Annotated in this window: 15 protein-coding genes; 5 read left to right on the top strand and 10 right to left on the bottom strand. The window is 70.0% G+C overall.

The genetic code is table 11. From position 1 onward, the window contains the following. Positions 1-72 precede the first annotated feature (72 nt). Positions 73-1914: a bifunctional metallophosphatase/5'-nucleotidase gene (locus Actob_RS03625; protein WP_284918593.1), complete on the top strand. Its 1842-nt coding sequence runs from the start codon at positions 73-75 to the stop codon at positions 1912-1914. Between the two features lie 374 nt (positions 1915-2288). Then, the gene (locus Actob_RS03620; protein WP_284922225.1) at positions 2289-2564 is read left to right on the top strand and encodes a chorismate mutase; all 276 of its coding nucleotides are present in this window, start codon (positions 2289-2291) and stop codon (positions 2562-2564) included. Between the two features lie 81 nt (positions 2565-2645). On the opposite strand, the gene Actob_RS03615 is transcribed toward Actob_RS03620, so the two are convergent. The 7 genes from Actob_RS03615 to Actob_RS03585 form a co-directional block, all read right to left on the bottom strand. After that, positions 2646-3653 (bottom strand): ABC transporter ATP-binding protein, encoded by a 1008-nt coding sequence (locus Actob_RS03615; protein ID WP_284918592.1) that lies wholly within the window; start codon positions 3651-3653, stop codon positions 2646-2648. Beyond that, positions 3646-4683, bottom strand: a complete 1038-nt coding sequence (locus Actob_RS03610) for an ABC transporter ATP-binding protein (RefSeq protein WP_284918590.1) — start codon at positions 4681-4683, stop codon at positions 3646-3648. Before Actob_RS03610 ends, Actob_RS03615 begins: the two co-directional genes overlap by 8 nt. A 4-nt stretch (positions 4684-4687) precedes the next feature. Next, positions 4688-5626, bottom strand: coding sequence for an ABC transporter permease (locus tag Actob_RS03605; RefSeq protein WP_284918589.1), 939 nt, complete (start codon positions 5624-5626; stop codon positions 4688-4690). Beyond that, positions 5619-6545: an ABC transporter permease gene (locus Actob_RS03600; protein WP_284918588.1), complete on the bottom strand. Its 927-nt coding sequence runs from the start codon at positions 6543-6545 to the stop codon at positions 5619-5621. The genes Actob_RS03605 and Actob_RS03600 overlap by 8 nt, the downstream gene beginning before the upstream one ends. A gap of 133 nt (positions 6546-6678) precedes the next feature. After that, complete coding sequence (locus Actob_RS03595) at positions 6679-8316, bottom strand: peptide ABC transporter substrate-binding protein (RefSeq protein ID WP_284918586.1); 1638 nt, start codon at positions 8314-8316, stop codon at positions 6679-6681. 247 nt (positions 8317-8563) lie between these two features. Continuing rightward, entirely contained in the window at positions 8564-9229 is a 666-nt protein-coding gene (locus Actob_RS03590; protein WP_284918585.1) for a response regulator, read from the bottom strand. Continuing rightward, positions 9226-10488 (bottom strand): PspC domain-containing protein, encoded by a 1263-nt coding sequence (locus Actob_RS03585; RefSeq protein WP_407653552.1) that lies wholly within the window; start codon positions 10486-10488, stop codon positions 9226-9228. The genes Actob_RS03590 and Actob_RS03585 overlap by 4 nt, the downstream gene beginning before the upstream one ends. Positions 10489-10621: 133 nt before the next feature. Here Actob_RS03585 and Actob_RS03580 point away from each other — a divergent pair, with 133 nt between their 5' ends. Genes Actob_RS03580 through Actob_RS03570 form a run of 3 tightly spaced genes read left to right on the top strand, consistent with a single transcriptional unit; the run spans position 10622 to position 13658 of the window. Further along, on the top strand, positions 10622-12016 hold the full coding sequence (locus Actob_RS03580) for a PspC domain-containing protein (protein ID WP_284918584.1): 1395 nt from the start codon (positions 10622-10624) through the stop codon (positions 12014-12016). Then, on the top strand, positions 12013-12360 hold the full coding sequence (locus tag Actob_RS03575; RefSeq protein ID WP_284918583.1) for a phage holin family protein: 348 nt from the start codon (positions 12013-12015) through the stop codon (positions 12358-12360). The genes Actob_RS03580 and Actob_RS03575 overlap by 4 nt, the downstream gene beginning before the upstream one ends. Positions 12361-12413: 53 nt before the next feature. Then, positions 12414-13658, top strand: coding sequence for a phosphatidylserine decarboxylase (locus Actob_RS03570; protein WP_284918582.1), 1245 nt, complete (start codon positions 12414-12416; stop codon positions 13656-13658). Positions 13659-13833: 175 nt separating this feature from the next. Here Actob_RS03570 and Actob_RS03565 read toward each other — a convergent pair whose 3' ends face one another. The 3 genes from Actob_RS03565 to Actob_RS03555 all read right to left on the bottom strand — a co-directional run bounded on the left by Actob_RS03565 (position 13834) and on the right by Actob_RS03555 (position 16822). After that, positions 13834-14799 (bottom strand): CDP-alcohol phosphatidyltransferase family protein, encoded by a 966-nt coding sequence (locus tag Actob_RS03565; protein WP_407653551.1) that lies wholly within the window; start codon positions 14797-14799, stop codon positions 13834-13836. 179 nt (positions 14800-14978) lie between these two features. Then, positions 14979-15869: an NUDIX domain-containing protein gene (locus Actob_RS03560; RefSeq protein ID WP_284918580.1), complete on the bottom strand. Its 891-nt coding sequence runs from the start codon at positions 15867-15869 to the stop codon at positions 14979-14981. A 5-nt stretch (positions 15870-15874) separates the two neighbouring features. After that, a complete protein-coding gene (locus Actob_RS03555) occupies positions 15875-16822 on the bottom strand; it encodes an NUDIX hydrolase (RefSeq protein WP_284918579.1) in 948 nt (315 codons plus the stop codon). Positions 16823-16901: the final 79 nt, after the last annotated feature.

The following is a 16901-nucleotide window of genomic DNA, read 5'->3' as shown; positions in this document are numbered from 1 at the left end:
GCGTCCACCCGGCCGATCCACCAGTCTGATCGAGTCACTTGACAGTCCACTCGGATCGAGGGATCGAATATCATGACATCACCGCTACGGCGGCGGATCGCCGTGCCGGCCGTCGCGCTGGCCGTCGCCGGCGCGCTCAGCACCGTGCCCGTGCAGCCGGCCACCGCCGCGCCACCGGCCGAGTTCGCCCCGGTGACCGCGTCCTACCCCGCCATTGACCGCGCTGCCCTGGTCAAGGGCCAGTTCCTCAGCTACAACGACTTCCACGGCGCGATCGACCCGCCCACCGGCAGCGGCGCGGTGGTCAACGCGAGCGGCACCAGCACCCCGGCCGGCGGGGTGGAGTACCTGGCGACGTACCTGAAGAGGCTGCGCGCCGAGGCGGCGGCCGAGGGCCGCCAGACCACCACTGTCGGCGCCGGCGACCTGATCGGCGCCACCCCGCTGGTCAGCGCCGCGTTCCACGACGAGCCGACGATCGAGCTGATGAACACCGTCGGCCTGCAGGTCAGCTCGGTGGGCAACCACGAGTTCGACGAGGGCGTGGCCGAGCTGATCCGGATGCAGCGCGGCGGGTGCCACCCGACCGACGGCTGCCAGGACGGCGACGGTTTCGGCGGCGCCGAGTTCAGCTACCTGGCCGCGAACACCATCGACAACAAGACCGGCCGCCCGATCCTGCCGCCGGTCGACATCAGGTTCGTCGGTGGCGTACCGGTCGGCTTCATCGGCATGACGCTGGAGGGCACGGCCGGCATCGTGAACCCGGCCGGCATCAAGAACGTGCACTTCACCGACGAGGTGGCGACCGCGAACAAGTGGAGCCGGATCCTCAAGCTGTTCGGCGTCAAGGCGCAGGTGCTCCTGCTGCACGAGGGCGGCTCGCAGGGCTCGGCCACGCCCACCCCGGGCGTCTCGGACTGCGTGAACTTCTCGGGCGCCGTCGTGCCGATCGTGGCGGGCCTGAACCCGGAGATCGGCATCGTGGTGTCCGGGCACACCCACCGGTTCTACTCCTGCAAGCTGCCCAACAAGGCGGGCACCGACACCGTGGTGACCAGTGCCGGCGCCAACGGCCAGCTGATCACCGACATCGACTACTCACTGGACCGGCGCACCGGCCGGTTCGCCGGGATCACCGCGAAGAACGTGATCGTGGAGAACGGCGTGCCGGACGGCAACGGCGGGTGGAAGAAGGACACGTCGGGCGTCTACTTGAGGAACCCGGACACCGTCGACGCGACGGCGAAGAAGGTGGCCGACAAGTACCGCGCCGCTGTCGCCCCGATCGCCAACAAGCTGGTCGGCACCATCTCCGGCGACATCGTCCGGACGAACAACGCGGCAGGTGAGAGCCCGCTCGGCGACGTCATCGCGGACGCCCAGCTGAAGTACACGACGGGCGCCGGCGCGCAGCTGGCCCTGATGAACCCGGGCGGTATCCGGGCCGACCTGGACGCCGACCAGTCGTCCGGCGGCGAGGGCTACGGCCAGGTCACCTACGGCGAGGCGTTCACCGTTCAGCCGTTCAACAACCTGGTGACCACCGAGCCGCTGACCGGCGCGCAGCTCAAGGAGGCGCTGGAGCAGCAGTTCGCCGGCTACCAGGGCCAGACCACCACGAAGATCCTGCAGGTCTCCGCGGGCTTCACCTACACCTGGAGCGCGTCCGCCCCGCTCGGCGCCAAGGTCAGCAACCTGGCGCTGAACGGCACGCCGATCGACCCGGCCGCCACCTACCGGGTCACCATGAACAACTTCCTGGCCAACGGCGGTGACGGCTTCGGCAAGCTGGTCGTCGACCCGTCGCTGGTGGTGACCGCCCCCGGCTTCGACGTCGACGCGCTGACCGCCTACCTGGGCAGCGGCACCATCCAGCCCGGCCCGGCCGACCGGATCAGCACGACCCCCTGACCGATGTCCCTCGCGGCCCGGCGTTCGCGCCGGGCCGCTCTCCCTCTCCGCACCCTTTCCGGTACGGCGGACGCACCGTCCCCGGAGCGGTGTCCCATCGTTCGGGCGGTTTCCTTGCGGGCCGGTCCGGCAGCGGGGCATACTCGGCTCGTGATCCAGCAGGCGCGATTTTTTTACTACGGCACCGGAAGTCCGGCAGCCGTAGGTCGCCTCTGAACGACAGACCTACTTCAAGCCCCGGGCCTTCCACAGCCCGGGGCTTGTTGCTTTCCGGGCCGGGCTGTCCGGGACGACGAGCACCCGAGGAGCACGACATGACCGCCGACGTGATGGACCAGTCCACCAACACCGAGAAGTCCCCCGAGAACTCCGCGATGGACCAGGTCACCGGCGCCGGCAAGCCGCTGGCCGCCGACGAGATCCGGGGCATGCGCGAGCGGATCGACGAGATCGACCAGGCGATCATCGACCTGTGGCTGGAGCGTTCCCGGCTCTCCCAGGAGGTCGGCAAGACCCGGATGGCCTCCGGCGGCACCCGCCTCGTCCTGGCCCGCGAGCGCGAGATCGTCGACCGCTTCCGCACCGCCCTGGGCCCGGACGGCACCCAGGTCGCCCTGCTGCTGCTCCGCTCCGGCCGCGGCCCCCTGTGACCGGGTTCTGATCTCCGGAACGCGAAGCGCCGGAAAACGAAAAAGCCGGGCCGGAATGCTCCGGCCCGGCCTTTTCTCAGCTCAGCGTCCGTGCACGACGTCGCGGATCTCCGCGAAGTGGCACGCGCTCGGGTGCGGGGACCGCTCGCGGATCTGCAGCAGCGGCTCCTGCTGGGCGCAGACCTCCTGAGCCTTCCAGCACCGCGTGCGGAAGCGACACCCCGACGGCGGGTTGGCCGGCGACGGGACGTCACCCTCCAGCACGATCTGGTCACGGTGGCCGCGCAGGCGCGGGTCCGGGACCGGCACGGCCGAGAGCAAGGCCTGCGTGTACGGGTGCGTCGGCTGCTCGTAGATCGCCTGGTCCCCGCCGGTCTCGATGACCTTGCCGAGGTACATCACGGCGACCCGGTCGGAGATGTGCCGGACCACCGACAGGTCGTGCGCGATGAAGATGTACGACAGGCCGAACTCGTTCTGCAGCCGCTCCAGCAGGTTGATCACCTGGGCCTGGATGGACACGTCCAGCGCCGACACCGGCTCGTCGCAGACGATGATCTCCGGCTTGAGCGCGAGCGCCCGGGCGATGCCGATCCGCTGGCGCTGACCGCCGGAGAACTGGTGCGGGTACCGGTTGATGTGGTCGGGGTTGAGGCCGACCGTGTCCAGCAGGTCCTGCACCGCGCGCTGCCGGCCGCCCTTCGGGACCACCTCCGTGTGGATCTCGAAGGGCTCGCCGATGATGTCGCCGACCGTCATCCGCGGGTTCAGCGACGTGTACGGGTCCTGGAGCACCATCTGGATGTTGCGCCGGGCGCGCCGCAGCTGGGCACCCTTCATCGTGACCATGTCCTGGCCGCGCACGTTGATCGAGCCGGCGGTCGGTTTCTCCAGACCGACCAGCAGCTTGGCCAGTGTCGACTTGCCACAACCGGACTCGCCGACGACGCCCAGGGTCTCGCCCCGGCGCAGCTGGAGGTCGACGCCGTCGACCGCCCGGACCGCGCCGACTTTGCTCTTGAAGACGATGCCCTGGGTGATCGGGAAGTGCTTGACCAGGCCCTTGGTCTCGAGGACGACGTCACTCACTGATGACCTCCCGGAAGAAGTGGCAGCGGGCCGTGCGGTGCGGCGTGACCGACACCTGGTACGCCGGCGGCGGCGGATCCTGCCGGCAGGCGTCCCGCGCGTAGGCGCAACGCGGGTTGAACGCGCAGCCCTTCGGGACGTCGGTCAGCGCCGGCGGCAGGCCGCGGATGACGCTGAGCTGCTGCCCCTTCATGTCGAGCCGGGGAATCGACTCGAGCAGGGCACGGGTGTACGGGTGGGCCGGCCGCGAGTAAATGTCGTAGACACCCGCCTCCTCGACCACCTTGCCCGCGTACATCACCGAGATCCGGTCGGCCACGTCGGCGACCACGCCCATGTCGTGCGTGATCAGGATGAGGCCCATGTTGCGCTGCCGTTGCAGGTCGGCGAGCAGACCCATGATCTGCGCCTGCACGGTGACGTCGAGCGCCGTGGTGGGCTCGTCGGCGATCAGCACCTCGGGGTCGAGCGCCAGCGCCATGGCGATCATGACGCGCTGCCGCATACCACCCGAGAACTGGTGCGGGTAGTCGTTCACCCGGTTCCGCGCGGCCGGGATCTTCACCTGCTCCAGCAGGTCGATCGCCTGCTTCTTGGCGTCAGCCCGGGACATCCCCCGGTGCTTGCGGAACAGCTCGCCGAGCTGGAAACCGACCGTGTAGACCGGGTTCAGCGCGGAGAGGGCGTCCTGGAAGATCATCGCGACCTTGTTGGCGCGGACCTTCCGACGCTCCTCCTCCTTCAGCTTCAGCAGGTCGATACCGCGGTAGCGGATCTCTCCCTGTGTGACGTAGCCGGGCGGGGTGTCGAGAATGCCCATGATCGCCTGCGCGGTCACCGACTTGCCGCAGCCGGACTCACCCAGGATGGCGAGCGTCTCGCCCGGGGAGAGCAGGAAGTTCGCGCCGTTGACGGCCTTGGCCACGCCGTACTGGGTACGGAACTCGACGTGCAGGTCGGTCACTTCGAGCAGGGGTGCGCGCGGATCGACGCCCGGTAGGACGTCCAGTTGCGCCTTGATATCAGTCACCGGGTCACCGCAGCTTCGGGTCGAAGGCGTCGCGGACCGCGTCGCCGAGCATGATGAAGGCCAGCACCGTGACGCCGAGGAAGACGGCCGGCCAGACCAGCGGCCACGGCTCGGCCCGCGCGAACGCGGTGCCCTCGGAGATCATGATGCCCCAGCTGATCGCGCCGTTCTTCAGGCCGACGCCCAGGAACGACAGGGTCGCCTCGCTGGAGATGTTGATGCCCAGCAGCAGCGTCAGCATGACGATGTAGGACGCGATGGAGTTCGGCAGGATGTGCCGCAGCATGAGCCGGCTCGGCTTGGCTCCCAGCATCCGGGCGGCCGCCACGTAGTCCTGCTGCTTGGCCGAGATGACCGCGGATCGCATGACACGCGCGCCGGAGGTCCAGCTGAGCAGGCCCAGGGTCAGGGTCACGGCGAGCACGCCGTCCGACTTGGGGTCGGCGCCGAGCCGGCGGGACAACACGATGCCGGCCAGCAAGAACGGGACGCCGAGCATGATGTCGATGATCCGGGACAGGACCGCGTCCACTCCGCCGCCGAAGTAGCCCGCAGCCAGACCGAAGGCCAGACCGATGAGGCCGGCCAGCAGCGTGGACAGCACGCCCACCTTGATCGAGTTCCAGGCGCCGTTGACGATCTTGGCGTAGATGTCGCAACCCTGGAAGTCATACCCGAACAGCGCGTTGCCGGTCGGACCCTTGAACTGGTTGGCGAGCGAGCAGGCCCCCGGGTCGGCGGTGGTGAACAGCGACGGCCAGAGTGCCATCAGCAGGATCAGCGCCACCAGGACGATCGCCGTCCAGAAGGTCTTGCGCTTGCGAAGGTCGGCCCACGCGTCGCCGGCCAGGCTGCGCGGCTTGTCCTTCCTGACCGGGCCGTGCGGGACGTTCGGCTGACCGCCGGGCAGTTCGGCCTCGGTCACGGTGTTCAAGTCACTCATAGCGGATCCTGGGGTCGAGGGCGGCGTACAGCAGGTCGACGAGCAGGTTGATGAACAAGAAGAGGATCACCAAGATGCTCACGAAACCGACCACGAGCGGGCCGTCCTCGGTGCGAATCGCACGAGCCAGGTTGAACCCGACACCGGGGATGTTGAAGACGTGCTCGGTAACGATGGCGCCGGAGAGCAAGGTGCCCAGGTCGACGCCGATCAGCGTGGCCACCGGGATCAGCGAGTTGCGCAGCACGTGCACCCAGATGACGCGAATCCGGGTCAGGCCCTTGGCCCGCGCGGTGCGTACGTAGTCGGCGCGGAGGTTCTCCACCACCGACGTCCGGGTCACCCGCATCTCCGGCGCGATCACGATGCAGGCCAACACGATCGCCGGCAAAAGCAGTTGCCAGAACGTCGCGTCCCGTGTTGCGGTGGGCGGGAACCAGCCCAGCTCGATGCCGAAGACGAGCTGCGCGATCGGCGCGATCACGACGATCGGCATGGCCAGCAGGACGAGAGTGAGGATCAGCGTGGAGTTGTCGAAGATACCGCCGCGCTTGATGGCGGAGTAGACACCAACGGTGATGGAGAAGACCGCGGCGATGACGATGGCGATCAGCGCGAGGCGGATGGTCACCGGCCAGGCGTCGGCCATCATGTCGGCGATCTTGCGGCCGGTCAGCGACGTACCGAAATCACCGGTGAGGACGCCCTTGATGTAGTACCAGTACTGCATGAAAAAGCTTTCATCCAGGTGGTACCGCTCGGTCAGCGCGATGCGCTGACTCTCCGAAACGGGTCGTTCGCCAACCAACGCCTGGATGGGGTCGGTCTGGTTGGCGAACATGAGCGCGTACACCAGGAACGTGGCACCGAAGAAGGTGAGCACCATCTGGAGTAAGCGCCGCACGATGTAGCGGAACATGTGGGTTTAGCCTCTTCCGCGGAAGAGCGCCGGCCTCGTGAGCACGGCGACGATGAGGTTGGGGTAACACAGTGGTGGCGCCACGGTTTCACATTCTCCGTGACGCCACCACCGGTCGAGCGGTCAGGCTAGATCAGCCGACAACTTCGATCTTGTACAGGTCCACCTTGCGGAACAGGTCCATGTTCACGTTCGTGACCTTCTCCGAGTAGCCGTACACGTTCTGCTGCGTGTAGATCGGGACGACCGGCATGTCCTTGGCCAGGATGTCCTCGGCCTGCTGCCACTTCTTGATGGCGTCCTGCGGCGTCGCGGCCTCGGAACCGGCCTTGACCAGGTTGTCGAAGGTCGTGTTGGAGTAGCCGTAGTAGTTGGAGGAACCGTCGGTGCTGTACAGCGGGCCGAGGTAGTTCTCCATCAGCGGGTAGTCCATGACCCAGCCGAGGCGGATCAGGCCGACCGGCTGCTTCTTCTCGACCTTGGTCAGCAGGTCGGCGAACTTGGGCTCCTCGCCACCGACGCAGTTGACACCCAGGGAAGCCTTGATCTGGTTACAGGTCGCGTCGATCCACGCCTTGTGGCCGCCGTCGACGTTGTACGTGATCTTGATTTCCTTCGGACCGTTGGCCTCGGTGTACAGCTTCTTGGCCTCGGTCGGGTTGTACACGCAGTTGTCGCCACACGAGTTGGCGCGGTAGCCCGCGACGACCGGGGAGACGAAGGAGGTCGCCGGCGAACGCGAGCCCAGGAAGATCTGGCTGCTGATCTCCTCGCGGTTGATCGCCATCGAGATCGCCTTGCGGACGCGGACGTCCGAGAACTCCTTCTGGAAGGTGGGGAAGCCGACGAAGCCGAAACCGGAGTTCGGGCTCTTCTTGAACCGGTCACCCAGGTCGGCGGAGGCCTTGGCCAGCGCCTCGGTCGGGATCACGGTCTGGACGTCGACGTTGCCGGCGACCAGGTCGGCGTACTCCGCCTGCTGGTCCTGGTAGATCTTCCAGGTGATGCCATCGATCTTGGGAACGGTGCCCTTGAAGTCGGCGACCTTCTCCACGACGATCTGCGAGTCGTGCTCCCACTTGCCCTTCATCTTGAAGGGGCCGTTGCCGATGATGGCGTCCTCGAAGCCGTCGGCGATGACGCCGTCCGACGAGAAGGCGGCCTTCGGCAGCGGGTAGAAGGAGGTGTAGCCCATGACGGACGCCCAGCCGGCGAACGGCGCCGAGAGGGTCACCTTGAAGGTGGTGTCGTCCACCTTCTCCAGCCCGGTCAGCTTCTTCGCCTTCGGCTCGGGGGCCTTCTGCGGGCCCTCCTCGCCGTCCGGGTCCTTGGACTGCATGTCCGCGAAGCCCTTGATGCGCTCGAAGAAGTACGAGCCACCCTGGCCGTTCGGGCCGTAGGCGCCGTAGTTCCAAGCGTTGATGTAGTTGTCCGACGTAACCGGCTCGCCGTTACTGAACGTGAAGCCCGGCTTCAGCTTGATCGTCCAGACGGTGTTCTTGGCATCAGGGGTGATCGACTCCGCGGCGACCGGGACGGCGTTGTTCTGCGCGTCGAAGTCGACCAGCGGGTAGAACAGCGCGGCGAGCACCGCGGCGCCTTCGGTCTCGGTGGTGTTGCTCGGAATCAGGTGCTGCGGCTCACCGATACCGATAACTACCGTGTTCGAAGCGGCGTCCGAGTCCTCCGACCCGCCACCACCGCAACCGGCGGCCAACAAGGCGATGGCGGTCGCACCGACCGCCATCTTCCATGGGCTTTTCCCAAACATGGGAGTGCCTCCTTCAGGGGCGCTCACGAGGGGTTGTGTGAGTAGCTGCCACTGTGACACAGGGGCACTGAAACCAAAGAGCGCCGTTATCAAGCCGATATTAGCCGTTTACGTCCGTACGCAGGCTCAAAGATCGTTCTTTCGGCTGATTCGACGGGTCTGACCTGCATGTACTCCTCGCAGTGGCCGAACGTACACCGAACGCGGCCGAACGTGGGAACTTCGGTGACACTCGGTTGATGCGGGCTTAGACAAGCCGGCGGTCGGCGGCCCAGCGTGACAACTCGTAGCGGTTGCTCATCTGCAGTTTGCGCAGCACGTTGGAGACATGCGTCTCGACCGTCTTGATCGAGATGTACAGCTCCTTGGCGATCTCCTTGTACGCGTACCCCCGCGCGAGCAGCCGCAGCACCTCCCGCTCCCGGTTGGTCAGCTGGTCCAGCTCCGGGTCGGCGACCGGCACGTCCGGCCGGGAGGCGAACGCGTCGAGCACGAACCCGGCCAGCCGCGGGCTGAACACCGCGTCCCCGTCGGCCACCCGGCGCACCGCGGCGGCCAGCTCGTCCGGCGAGATGGTCTTGGTGACGTAACCCCGGGCGCCGGCCCGGATCAGGCCGATCACGTCCTCGGCCGCGTCCGAGACGGAGAGCGCCAGGAACTTGACCTGCGGGTGGCTGCGCCGGATGCTCTCCAGCACCGCGCGGCCGCCGCCGTCCGGCATGTGCACGTCGAGCAGCACGACGTCCGGCCCGATGGCGCCGATCCGGCTGATCGCCTCGGCCACCGTGCTGGCCTCGCCCACCACCTCGACGTGCTGGCCGAGCTCGGCGCGCACCCCGGCGCGGAACATCGCGTGGTCGTCGACCAGGAAGACGGTCAGCCGGCCGGCCGACTGGGTCACGGGCTCGGTCATCGTGCTGACTCCTTACCGGCGGTCACGCTCTCCCGGGAGACCGGGAGCGTGAGACGCACTTCCGTTCCGTTGCCGGCGGCGCTGCGGATCTCCGCGCGCCCGCCGTGGCGCTGCATGCGCCCGATGATCGAACCACGAACCCCGTGCCGCGTCTCGGCCACGCCGCTCAGGTCGAAGCCGGTGCCCCGGTCCCGGACGAAGACGCTCAGCTCGTCCGGCTCCACCTCGGCGTAGAGCGACACGGTCTGCACCCCGGCGTGCCGGGCCGCGTTGACCAGCGCCTCGCGCGCCGCGGCGACCAGCGCGGCCACCCGCTCGTCGCACTGGGTGTCGCCGACCACCACCGTCTCCACGCTGATCGCGTAGGTGTCCTCGACCTCGGCGGCGGCCTGCTCGAGTGCGGCGGAGAACCGCTCGGTGGGCGACGCGGTCGGCTTGTAGAGCCAGTTGCGCAGGCTGCGCTCCTGGCCCCGGGCCAGCCGCTGCACCTCCTTGATGTCCGCGGAGTTGCGCTGGATCAGGGCCAGCGTGTGCAGCACCTGGTCGTGGATCATCGCGGCCACCTCGGCCCGCTCCTGCTCCCGGATCCGGCCCTCGCGCTCGGCGCGCAGCTGGCCGAAGGTGCGCCAGACCAGCGGCGCCACCACCACGCCGACGCCGAGCAGGCCGACCAGCGCGAAGATCATCCCGTTCAGCACCGAGGAGAGCGAGCCGGCCGGCGAATAGATCGCGACGACGCCGATCACGCCGATCGCGACCAGCACGCCGCCGCCGACGAAGCGGAGCATGAACGAGCGCCGGTCGGTCTCGCCGACGATCGCGGCCATCCAGCCGGACTTGCCGTTCGCGTCGGTCCACTGCTCGCGGCGGCTCGGGTCGGACTGGTGCCAGATCACCCCGGCGCCGACCGCGACCACCGCGATCATCCAGCCCACCGTGGTGGCCACCTGGTCACCGAAGACCAGCGCCTGCAGCAGCACCACGCCCAGCCCGATCGCCGCGAACGGGACCAGCGCGGCGAAGTCGCGGCGGGCCGGCCGCTCGTCGTTGCGCGCCTCCTGCGGGAGGACCGCCCAGTAGGCGGCGTAGAGCAGCAGGCCGAGCGCGTTGAAGCCGAGCAGCACCACCAGGCTGATGCGCACCGCGAGCACCGGCACGCCCAGGTGGCGGGCCAGGCCCGCGGCGACACCGGCCACGATCCGGTGCTCGCGGGGGCGATACAACCGGCGCGGTGGCGGCGGAGCGGTGGCGGTAGTCACCCTCGAATCGTCACACGTACGGCAAGCCCCGGCCACGGGGAACTTCCCCGGTAACCGGGGACCGGGATCTCAGGGTGGCCTCAGGGTCGGGTCCTGAGGCGCCTCGGGCCGCCCGGGACGCAGGATCGAAGGCATGACCGACGAAGCTGCCGAACCCCGTACCCCGGGTACCGGCCCCGAGGGCGGGCCGGCACCTTCCGCCTCCACCGCACCGCCCCCGCCGCCGCCCGGGGCGAACGTGCCGCCGTGGCTCTCCGCGGCCGGCGCGGCGTTCGCCAGGCAGCAGTTGATCCGCCCGCGGGAGGGCCGGTACATCGCCGGCGTCTGCGGCGCGCTGGCCCGGCGCACCAACACCGACCCGGTGCTCTGGCGGGTGCTGCTCGCCGTGCTCGGCGTGCTGGGCGGCGCCGGGGTGCTGTTCTACCTGATCGGCTGGCTGATCATCCCGTCCGAGGGCGACTCCGCCTCGCCTGTCGAGTCGCTGCTCGGCAAGGGCCACTCCGGCATGTCGCCGCTCTCCGTGGTGCTGCTCGGCAGTGCCGCGCTGCTCACCTTCTCGTTCGTCGTCAGCGACGGCGCCCGGGCCAGCATGCTCGCGGCCGCCGTCCTGGTCGGCGCGTTCCTACTGATCAAAAGGGGGGCGCCGGCCGGCGCCTTTCCACCGCCCCCGCCGGCCGCGCCACCTGCCGGTCCGCCGCCGGCTCCGGCGTCCGACGAGCCCACGATGGCGTTCACGCCGCCGGCCCCGGCCGCACCGGCCGGCCAACCGGTGACCCCGGTGCCGCCGCCGTACGAACCGCCGCGCTGGACCCCGCCGACCGAGTCGGGGTACCGGCCGCCGTTCGCGCCGCACGGCCCGTTCGCCGGTGGCGGGGCGCACCCGCCGTACCCGTCGGTCCCGCCCAAGCCGCCGAAACCGCCGAAGCCGCCGAAGGAGCGCTCGATCCTCGGCCGGCTCACCTTCTCCGCCCTGATCGTGGTGATGGGCCTGCTGGTCGCGCTGGACATGGCCGGCGTGAGCGTGGCGGTCTCGGCGTACTTCGCGGCCGCCCTGGTCACCATCGCGCTCGGCCTGCTGGTCGGTGCCTGGTTCGGCCGGGCCCGCGGGTTGATCTTCCTAGCCTTCCTGACCACTATCGGTCTGGTGATCTCCACGGGCACCGAGCGCTGGGGCAGTGAGTTCCGGGACAGCGTCTACCGTCCGGCCAGCCTCGCCGAGGTCGCCGACTCCTACGAGTTCACCCTCGGCAACGTCACCCTCGACCTGCGCGGGGTGAACTTCACCGGTGCCGAGCAGACCACCACCGTCACCATGAAGGTCGGCCAGCTGCGCGTGCTGCTGCCGGACCAGGTGGACACCACCACCCAGGTCCAGGTCGGCGGCCGCGCCGAGGTCTTCGGCCAGGAGTACAGCGGCACCGAGGCACAGTCGAAGTCGATCACCGACCTCGGCCGGGACGGCGCCGGCGGCGGCCAGCTCCACCTCGACCTGCGCCTCGACACCGGGAACCTGGAGGTCCTCCGATGAAACCGCATCGCCTGGACGGCGTCTCGCTGACCTTCGGCCTGTTCTTCCTCCTGATCGCGATCTGGTGGGCGGTCTCCCAGGTGGTCACCCTGCACCTGCCCGCGCTGGGCTGGACGGTGGCCGGCGGCCTGATCCTGTTCGGGGTGGTGGGCCTGCTCGGGGCGATCAGTTCCGGACGCCGGGACCAGTCAGTGGCCCCTGTCGCGGAGCCGGTCCGGGTGCCCGCCACGCCCGGCGACCTGCCTCCCGAGGTGCACGCCTCGATCGTCCAGGAGCTCCTGGAGGACCCGGGAGCACGCTTCCAGAAGGAGCACCCGGGCACCGAACGGCAGCCGGAGAAATGACCGAAGCCCCGCCCACGGGCCACCGCCCGGGGGCGGGGCAATATGCTCGCTGAATGACCCAGTTTCCCGCCGTGTCCGCCACGCCCGTTCCGGCCGTGGGAGCCCGGGCCGCTCGTGCCCTCACCGCCGAGTTCGCCAGGCAGAACGCGGCCACCACCGCCCTGCTGATCGGCGCCGACCACGCCTCCGCCGTGGTGGCCGCCGCCGTCGAGGCGCTGCTTCCCGGTGACACGCTGGTCCTGGTGGCCGGCGAGCACAGCAGCGCCGACCTGCTCCGCGGCCACATCACCGGCTTGGGCAGCTGGGTGGCCGACCGGGTGCGGATCGCCGAGTCGCTGGACGAGGCGCCGGCCGCCGACGTGGTGATCGTCGGCGAGCCGCAGACCGGCACCGCCGAGGACACCCGCGGCCTGATCGACAAGCTGGCGAAACACCTCAACGACGGCGCCGTGCTCAGCATCGCCACCCCGGCCGGCCCGGGCCGCACCGGCGGCGCCGCTGCCGAGCTGTTCCGGCAGGGCTCGCTCTTCGGCGTCGGCTCCGACCTGGTGGTCCGCAACCAGCCGCCGCTGCGCGTGCACAAGCTGCGCTTCACCCCGGCCGACGTGGCGAGCGCCGCCGGCCTGGCCCCGGCGTACCGGCCGTCGAGCGTGCCGGTCACCCGTGGCATGCACATCGACTCGAACGGCGTGGCCGCCGCCGGCATCGCGCTCGGCCTGGCCGCGCTGGCCCGCCGCGCCCGGCCGAAGTCCAAGCTGTGGCTGATCCCGGCGCTGGCCGCCGCCCCGGTCGCGGCGTTCTTCCGGGACCCGGAGCGGGACGTGCCCACCGAGGCGTCCGCGGTGATCTCCGCCGCCGACGGCAAGGTGCTCTCGGTCGAGCGGCTGCACGACGACCGGTTCGGTCCGGGCGAGTTCCTCCGGATCGCCGTCTTCCTGTCCGTCTTCGACGTGCACGTCAACCGCTCGCCGGTGGCCGGCCGGGTGGCCGACTACTTCGTCGAGGAGGGTGGCTACGCGAACGCGGCGACCGCCGCCGCCGAGCACAACGTCGCGGCGTACACGGTCCTGGACACCGACCACGGCACGGTAGTGGTGGCCCAGCGCACCGGCCTGATCGCCCGCCGGATCGTGCAGCGCGCGCCGGTCGGCACGCTGGTCGCCAAGGGCGAGCGCTTCGGCCTGATCCGCTTCGGTTCCCGCACCGACGTCTACCTGCCCGCTGACAAGGCGGAGGCGCTGGTCAGCGTCGGTGAGCGGGTGGTCGGTGGCGCGACGGTGATCGCCCGCTGGAAGTAACCGCCCGGACAACGCGGAAGGCCGCCTCCGTCGGGAGGCGGCCTTCCGCGTTGCTGAGGGACTTCAGTGCTGAGGGACTTCAGTGCTGAGGGACTTCAGTGCTGAGGGACTTCAGTGCTGTCGGACTTCAGTGCTGTCGGACTTCAGTGCTGTCGGACTTCAGTGCTGTCGGACGTCAGGCGCGCTTGGCGCGAACCCAGAGCACCGGGCCGCTGACCAGGTACGTCGCGACGACCAGGACGAACGTCATCTTCGGCTGGAGCAGGGCGCCGACGATCGGGAGCAGCCAGAGCCACGGCGGCAGCTTCACGATCCGGGCCAGCTTCGCGTACGGGAAGCTGGACACCATGGCGAAGGCGATCAGCGCGACGCCGGCCAGCACCGCCAGCCCGGGCAGCGGCAGGCCGATCAGCACGGCCAGGGCGAGCACCGCGGCGGCCATCGTGGTGGGCACGCCGCAGAAGAACCGGCCGTCTTTCGGCGAGACGTTGAAGCGGGCCAGCCGGATCGCGGCACACCCGGCCACCAGGGCACAGGCCAGCGCGGCGGCCGACTGCGGCGCCTTGTCGACCAGCGAGGCGTAGACCACCACCGGCGCGGCCAGGCCGAACGAGCACATGTCGGCGAGCGAGTCCATCTGCGCGCCGAACGGGCTGGCGACCCCGAGCTTGCGGGCCAGCGCGCCGTCCAGGCCGTCGAAGATCACGCAGGCGACCAGGCAGGCCGCCGCGATCTTGGCGTGCCCGTCCATGGCCAGGAAGATCGCCAGCAGGCCGAGCCCGAGGCTGCTCAGGGTGCACGCGTTGACCAGCGCGAACCGCGCGCGGCGGGCCATCGTGGGCTCGCCGGGGAGTAGCGGGATGGTCGCCGGGACGGACGCGTCGTCGATGGTCGTAGAGGTCTTCAGCGGAACTCCGGGTGCGGCGATGTTACGGCTCAGCCCCGGCTCCACCGTGGTGTACAACACCTCGGCGCGGGTCGCCGTGGCGGCCCGGCTCGTCTCGGCGGAGCGGCGACCCACCCGAACCAACAGGGCTTGCCGGGCGAGCGACCCGCCGCGGCGCAAGCGGCCAGCCCAACGGCGTCCGGCGGGACGAGGACTATCCGTCGATCGACGCCGGCGCCAAGGGGTACTCGGCACGTGCTTCCTCCATGGAGTTCGTGGTCACCGGCGTCTTCCATGAGCCCGGCGAAATTGCGGGTTACACCATCGCACAGCGGGGCGGCCTTGGCGAGAGTTCGCCTGGTAGCGCTGTGTAACGGGCCGCATCGCGTCTTACCTGTAACGACGTCGCCGTCGCGTTATTCCTCGTAACGATTTTAGCCCGCGTTGGCGAGCGCCTCCTGGGCCAGTTCGGTCAGAGGCAGTTCGGCCACCTCAGCGGGGGTGAACCAGGACGCCCGGTCGGTGGAACCGCCGGCCGCCTCGGTGACCGCGGCGGGGACCGGCTCGTCCACGTGCACGCGGTACACCACCCGGATCACGTGCCAGTCCATCGGCACCCCCTCGGGGCCCAGGGCGGCCGGGTCGTAACGGTGCCCGACGCTGATCAGGCCGTCGAGCCGGCCGCGCTGGGAGGTCTCCTCGAAGAGCTCGCGGAGCACCGCCTGCTCCGGGGTCTCGCCGTAATCGGTGCCGCCGCCGGGCAGGTGCCACCGGCCGCCGCCCGGGAAGCCCTCGGCGATCCGGGCCAGCAGGATGCGCCCCTCCGGGTCGGTGACCAGCCCGTACGCCCCGAACCGCTGCACCGGGCCGGTCCGGTGCACCGGCTCGTCGTCCGGCGCGACCTCGGCCGGCGCGGCGCACCGCACGCCGAGCGCCCGCGCCGTGAACGGCAGCAGCGGCAGCCCAGGCACCGCGGCCGGGGCCACCCACGCGGCCAGGTCACTGGTGCCGTCCGCCTCCGGGCGCAGCTCGCCGGCGGTGACCGTGACGTCGTAGACGATCCGGTCGGTGTGCTCGACCGGCCCGTCCGGGAGCGCGATCACGTCGGCGACCACGGTCCGGACCCCGCTCACGGCGACGGTCAGGCCGGTCTCCTCGGTGAACTCCCGGACGACCGCGTCGGCCGGGTGCTCGCCGTGGTCGACGCCGCCGCCGGGCAGCGACCAGACACCCGGGAACGAGCTCAGGTCCGATCCGCGGGTGAGCAGGACGCTGCCGTCGGCGGCGCGGCACACGCCGTACGCCGCCACCCTTCTGATCTTCACCGGCCCTAGATTAGCCCGGCCGCCCGGAGCGCATCGGCGGTGACTTCGGTGAGCTGGTCGGCGGCGAGCGCCGCCACGTCCTTGAGCGGCATCCAGCGGGCGTCGTCGGTGGAGCCGCCCACGTCATGGATGGTCACCTCGGTGGGGTGGTCGACCACCACCCGGTAGAACGCCCGCACCCCGTGCCAGTCGATCGGGTAGCCCTCCGGCCCGAGCGAGGCGGCGTCCCGGTGGCTGGCCACCCCGAGCAGCTCGATGATCCGGCCCTGCTGACCGGTCTCCTCGACCAGTTCGCGGAGCAGCGCCGGGCCGGGCTGCTCGCCGTAGTCGGTGCCGCCGCCGGGCAGGTGCCACCGGCCGCCGCCGGGATAGCCCGGGGCGATCCGGGTCAGGAGCAGGTTCTGGTACGGGTCGGTGGCGATCGCGTACGCCGCGAAGCGCTGTGCCCGGTGCAGCCCGTCCGGCCCCTCGTAGGCATAGAAGGACGGGAAGGTCGGCGGCACGTCCGGGCGCAGGTCGGCGGAGGCGGCGCTGAGCCCGAGGGCGGCCGCGGCGAACGGCCGCAGTTTCAGCCGCTCGGCCTCCTCCAGGGTGTGCCAGCGCGCCAGGTCGGTGGGGTGACCGACCCGGTCGATCAGGGTGCCGCCGCGGACCGACACGGAGTAGATCAGCCGGTCGGTGTGGATGGTGACGCCTCGGTGCGGCAGCGAGCGCATGTCGGCCAGGACGTCACGCAGCCCGGTCACCGCGACGGAGAGGCCGGTCTCCGCCGCGGTCTCACGGACGACGGTGTGATTGGGATCTTCGCCGTGGTCGACGGCGCCGCCGGGCAGCGACCAGATTCCGGGCGTCCCGGATTTGGCCGATGCGCGGACCAGAAGCACGCGGCCCTCGTCGTCGGTCGCGACGGCGTAGGCGGCGATCCTGCGGAGCGGTTCCAGTGCGGGAGTCACGAAGCGGCATTCTGCCCGGATTATGTTACTAATTCAGACCGACTGTCGGGTTCCTGACAGTTGAATCGCGCTAAGTAAC

The organism is Actinoplanes oblitus (genome assembly GCF_030252345.1).
Taxonomy (GTDB): Bacteria; Actinomycetota; Actinomycetes; order Mycobacteriales; family Micromonosporaceae; genus Actinoplanes; species Actinoplanes oblitus.
Note: the sequence above shows the minus strand (reverse complement) of the source record. Positions and strands in the feature narration are given on the sequence as shown.

What these genes read in the sequence shown, in the direction of transcription:
- Actob_RS03575 (WP_284918583.1), top strand. Translation starts at nt 12,013, where the DNA reads ATGAAACCGCATCGCCTGGACGGCGTCTCGCTGACCTTCGGCCTGTTC.
- Actob_RS03625 (WP_284918593.1), top strand. Translation starts at nt 73, where the DNA reads ATGACATCACCGCTACGGCGGCGGATCGCCGTGCCGGCCGTCGCGCTG.
- Actob_RS03570 (WP_284918582.1), top strand. Translation starts at nt 12,414, where the DNA reads ATGACCCAGTTTCCCGCCGTGTCCGCCACGCCCGTTCCGGCCGTGGGA.
- Actob_RS03590 (WP_284918585.1), bottom strand. Translation starts at nt 9,229, where the DNA reads ATGACCGAGCCCGTGACCCAGTCGGCCGGCCGGCTGACCGTCTTCCTG.
- Actob_RS03595 (WP_284918586.1), bottom strand. Translation starts at nt 8,316, where the DNA reads ATGTTTGGGAAAAGCCCATGGAAGATGGCGGTCGGTGCGACCGCCATC.
- Actob_RS03620 (WP_284922225.1), top strand. Translation starts at nt 2,289, where the DNA reads ATGGACCAGGTCACCGGCGCCGGCAAGCCGCTGGCCGCCGACGAGATC.
- Actob_RS03600 (WP_284918588.1), bottom strand. Translation starts at nt 6,545, where the DNA reads ATGTTCCGCTACATCGTGCGGCGCTTACTCCAGATGGTGCTCACCTTC.
- Actob_RS03580 (WP_284918584.1), top strand. Translation starts at nt 10,622, where the DNA reads ATGACCGACGAAGCTGCCGAACCCCGTACCCCGGGTACCGGCCCCGAG.
- Actob_RS03605 (WP_284918589.1), bottom strand. Translation starts at nt 5,626, where the DNA reads ATGAGTGACTTGAACACCGTGACCGAGGCCGAACTGCCCGGCGGTCAG.